This window comes from Streptomyces albidochromogenes (assembly GCF_005981925.1).
GTDB classification, from domain to species: domain Bacteria; phylum Actinomycetota; class Actinomycetes; order Streptomycetales; family Streptomycetaceae; genus Streptomyces; species Streptomyces albidochromogenes.
In genome coordinates this window covers 1-4,388 of sequence record NZ_VBVX01000430.1, presented here as the reverse complement: position 1 = coordinate 4,388, position 4,388 = coordinate 1, and the positions used below count along the sequence as shown (strand labels likewise).

The window sequence follows — 4,388 nt, the reverse complement described above, 5'->3', positions numbered from 1 at the left end:
TCACCACCCTCGCGGCGGGCGGAGCCGTCCTGGCCGCCGGCAGCGGCACGACCGCCTGGTGGCTCAAGAGGGGCGGCGGCCCGAAGGCCCCGCCGAAGCCCGTGGTGGTGCCGCCCGCCGCCAGGACGCCCGAGGCGGCGCTCCTGGCGTCCGCCGCGGACATCAAGCCGCTGTGGGGGCCCGAGTCGCTGGCCGGTCCGCGCACCCCGGCCCCGCTGCCGGTGCGCGACGTCGTACTCCTGGAGGCGCCGGACGGCGGCCTGGTGGCGCACGACGTGACGGACGGCCGGCAGAAGTGGCTGGACTCCGGCATGAAGGCGTCCGCCGGTTACGTCACCGTCTCCGACCGGCTGGTCGTGACCGCGGACGCGGAAGGCGCCCTGCACGCGTTCATCGCCTCCACCGGCGAGCGCGCCTGGACGGCTCCGGGCGCGGACGCGGAGAAGCTGCTGGCGGCGGACGCCCGCACGGTCTACGTGATGACCCGGGAGCGGCAGCTGCGCGCGCTCAGCACGGCGACGCGCAAGGTGCTGTGGTCGCGGGCCACGCCGGTGCGGACCACGGAGCTGGAGCCGCCCGCGGCGGCGGTGGGTCAGGGGCGTCTGGTCCTCTTCCCCTCGGACGGTCATGTGGTCGTCGTGGACACGGCCACCGGCATCACGAAGTGGGAGATCCCCGACCAGGGCACGGCGGCCCTCCTTCCCGCGATCAGCGAGGGCACGGTGTTCTTCGGGGGCAGGACCCTGTGCGCGCGTTCGCTCGCCACCGGCAAGGAGCTCTGGTCCGTGGACGCGGAGAGCCGGGTCGGGCAGGACTCCGGGGGCTGGGGACCTCCGGCGGTCCGGGGCGACGAGGTGTACGCCGTCGACTACCTGTACCTCCACCGCTTCGGGGCGGCCGACCGCAGCCGGAAGTGGAAGACGTACCTGCGGAGCTACGAGGGCACCCGGTCACTGCCCGTCGTCCAGGGCGGCACCGTGTGGGTCGCCGAGACGAAGGGCTACGGACTCACCGCCGTCGACACGCGCACGGGCGAGGACATCGAGGGGTACCGGTTCGGCGACAACGACACGGCCGCCTACACGACAGCGGGCGACGGCAACCGCTTCTTCGCCACGCACGACGGCCGTCTGGTCGCCCTGCCCGTCCGCGCGTAGCCGCGCTGCCGGAACGGCCCCGCCCGACCCGGCTCTGCGCGGGGAGACCTACGCGGAGGGAGTGGCCACCGCCGCCTGCGGGCGGATCGGCAGCCGGTTGACCGGGCGGCCCGTCGCCGCGCGGACCGCCGAGGCGATCGCGGCGGGCGAGGTGACCACCGGGACCGCGCTGGCCGGCTTCGCGCCGAAGGGGGCGACCACGTCACGCTCCTCCACCAGGCTCACGATGCGGATGTCCGGGGCGTCCAGGGACGTCGGGAGCGCGTAGTGGGTGAGGTCGGGGTGGCGGACGAGGCCCCGGGGGGTCCGCAGGTTCTCCGTGAGCGCGGCGCCCACGCCCTGGGTGACTCCCGCCTCGATACGGGTCGCCAGCTGGGCCGGGTTCAGGACGCGGCCCACGTCCTGGGCCACCGCCATCTCCACCACGCGGATCGAACCCAGCTCGATGTCGACGTCCACGATGGCCCGGATCGCGCAGAACGCCAGGCCCACGAACGCGTCGCCCTGCCCGGCGTCGTCGAGGGGCTCGGTCGGGTGCGGGCGGCACTGGGCCGTGGCCCAGAGCTCCTTGCCGTCCATCGCCTCCATCACCGTGGTGGACAGCACCCCGTCGTACGACGTGATCTTGCCGTCGGCGATCTGGAGCAGCTCGGTCGACATCCCGAACTTGTGCGCCAGCGGCTGGAGCAGCTGGGTGCGGACCATCTTCGCCGCGCGCTCCACCGCACCGCCCGAGACCCAGGTGTGGCGGCCGTGCGTGGCCGCGCCCGCCGGGGGCTGGTCGGTGTCCACGGGGGCCACGTGGACCTCTTCGACGCCCAGGACGTCCTGGACGATCTGGCGCGCGAGCGTGGTGAAGCCCTGGCCGGTCTCGACCGCCGCGCAGATGACCGTCGCCACGCCGTCGTGGACCTTCACGGTCGCCGTGGAGACCTCGTCCGCGCCCTCCGCGCCCAGCATGTGCACCATGCCCACCGCGTAGCCGACACCGCGGCGTACGGCGCTCGGCTCGCCCGCGCCCTCGGGGCCGCCGGGCAGCAGCCAGTCGTCCTGCGGGGTGTCCTTGGGGAGGGTGGGGAGCGGGTAGTCGCGTACGGCGCGCAGCAGTTCGGCCACGGGGGCCGGGCAGGTCACCGTCTGGCCGGTGGGCAGCAGGTCGCCCGTGGCCAGAACGTTGCGCAGGCGCAGCTCCGCCGGGTCGATGCCCAGCTTCGCCGCGAGCTTGTCCATCTGGCCCTCGTACGCCGCGCACACCTGGAGGGCGCCCTCGCCGCGCACATGGCCCGACGGGGGGTTGTTGGTACGGACCGCCCAGCCCTCGATGAAGGCGTGCGGGACCACGTACGGGCCGCAGGCGAAGGAGACGGCCGCCGCGAGCGACTCCGACGAGGCGTCGGCGTACGCGCCCGCGTCCAGGAGGATCTGCGCCTCGACCTTGACCAGGCGGCCCTCCGCGTCCGCGTGGTGGCGGTAGCGCAGCAGGGTCGGGTGGCGGTGGGCGTGGCCGAGGAACGACTCCTCGCGGGTGGCGGCCAGTTTGACCGGACAGCCGGTCTTCAGGGCCAGCAGGCCGAGGGGGATCTGGAAGCTGCCGTCCTCGCGGTCGCCGGTCGCGCCCGGGACCCCGGTGACGACGACCTTCACCCGCTCCTGCTCCAGGCCGAAGCACGCGGCGGCGCGGTCGCGGTCGGTGTGCGGGTCGGTGGACGCGGTGTAGATCTCCACGCCGCCGTCCGGGCGGGGCACGGCGAGACCGGCCTCGGCGCCGATGGGCGCCGGGTCCTGGCGGCCGATGCGGTACAGGCCCTCGACGATCACCTCGCCGGCGGCCTCGGGGTCGCCGAAGCGCAGCGGGATGTGGCGGATCAGGTTGCCGTCGGGGTGCAGCGGCTCGGCGGCGAACGCCTGCTCCGGGTCGGTGACCGGTTCGAGGACCTCGTACTCGACGGCGATGGCGGCGGCGGCCAGCCGGGCGGTGTCGGGATGGTCGGCGGCCACGGCGGCGATCGCCTCGCCGTGGTGGCGCACGACGTCGGAGGCGAACACCGGGCGGTCGGCGACGCTGCGGCCGTGCGCGGGGTCGCCCGGCACGTCCTGGTGGGTCACCACGGCCCGTACGCCGGGCATCGCGGTCGCCGCGGACGTGTCGATCGCGACGACGCGGGCGTGGGCGTGCGGCGAGCGCAGCACGGCGGCCCAGAGCAGGCCCTCCGCCCAGAGGTCGGAGGCGTACGGGAACGTGCCCTCGGTCTTCGCGCGCGCGTCGGCCGGCGGGAGGGACGCGCCGAGGCCGTGGGCGGGTGCCTCCGGGCGGCGCTCGGTCTGGGCGCCGTCGACCGCCGTCGCGCTGGTCGCGGTGGCCGCGTCGTTGCTCACGCCATGCCTCCGTCGTGCGGGTGCTCGTGCGGGTTTCCGTGGGGATGCGGGTGGACGCCGCCCGCGCCGGGGGGCGCCTGGTGCGGGATGCGGGCTTCCTCGGCGGCGGCGTTCGCCTCGCGCTCGGCGACGACCTCGCGGACGGCTTCGAGTACGCCGCGGTAGCCCGAGCAGCGGCAGAGGTTGCCGCAGAGGGCCTGGCGGGTCTCCAGGTCGCTCGGGGCGTGGTTGCCCTCCAGCAGGTCGTGGACCGTCATCGCCATGCCGGGTACGCAGAAACCGCACTGGACGGCGCCGCAGTTCGCGAGGGCGCGCTGCACGTCGGACGGTTCGCCGTCGGTGGCCAGGCCCTCGACCGTACGGACCTCGCTGCCGGCGGCGGTGGCGGCGGGCACCAGGCAGGAGGCGACCAGGCGGCCGTCGACCTGGACGGCGCAGGCCCCGCACTCGCCCTGGGAGCAGCCGTCCTTGGCGCCGGCCAGGCCGAGGCGCTCGCGGAGCACGTAGAGCAGCGATTCGCCGATCCAGGCGTCGGTGACGGGGCGGTCGGCGCCGTTCACCCGCAGGACGTAGGAGGCGTGCGGGTGCTCGCTGTGGGCGTCCTCCGGGGCGGCCTGCCCGTCGCCGCCGGGCGCCGCGGCCTCGGGGGCCTCCTGATCGGCGCCGGGCCGGGGACTGTCCTCGGGGGCCTGCCCCTCGGGTACGCCGGTCTCCTCGGGGTGGTCGTGTCCGGCGGCCTGCGACGGGTGCTCCGGCTCGTCCGCCACCGGCACCGCGAGGTGCTGCGGGGCGGCTTCGGCGGCGTCCTGCGCGGCGGGCTCCGGCTGCGGCTCGAAGCCGGGCGCGGGGTGGGCG

At 75.7% G+C, this 4,388-nt stretch carries 3 protein-coding genes; 1 reads left to right on the top strand and 2 read right to left on the bottom strand.

Features of this window, described 5'->3' with window-relative positions; translation table 11 throughout:
* The coding region (locus tag E2E34_RS31775; protein WP_167518432.1) for a PQQ-like beta-propeller repeat protein at nucleotides 1-1,157 on the top strand (1,157 nt) is incomplete at its 5' end.
* 48 nt (nucleotides 1,158-1,205) lie between these two features.
* Here E2E34_RS31775 and E2E34_RS31770 read toward each other — a convergent pair.
* The gene (locus tag E2E34_RS31770) at nucleotides 1,206-3,533 is read right to left on the bottom strand and encodes a xanthine dehydrogenase family protein molybdopterin-binding subunit (RefSeq protein ID WP_138905310.1); all 2,328 of its coding nucleotides are present in this window, start codon (nucleotides 3,531-3,533) and stop codon (nucleotides 1,206-1,208) included.
* A partial coding sequence (locus E2E34_RS31765; RefSeq protein ID WP_244316320.1) for a (2Fe-2S)-binding protein occupies nucleotides 3,530-4,388 on the bottom strand: 859 nt, incomplete at its 5' end. The genes E2E34_RS31770 and E2E34_RS31765, both read right to left, overlap by 4 nt.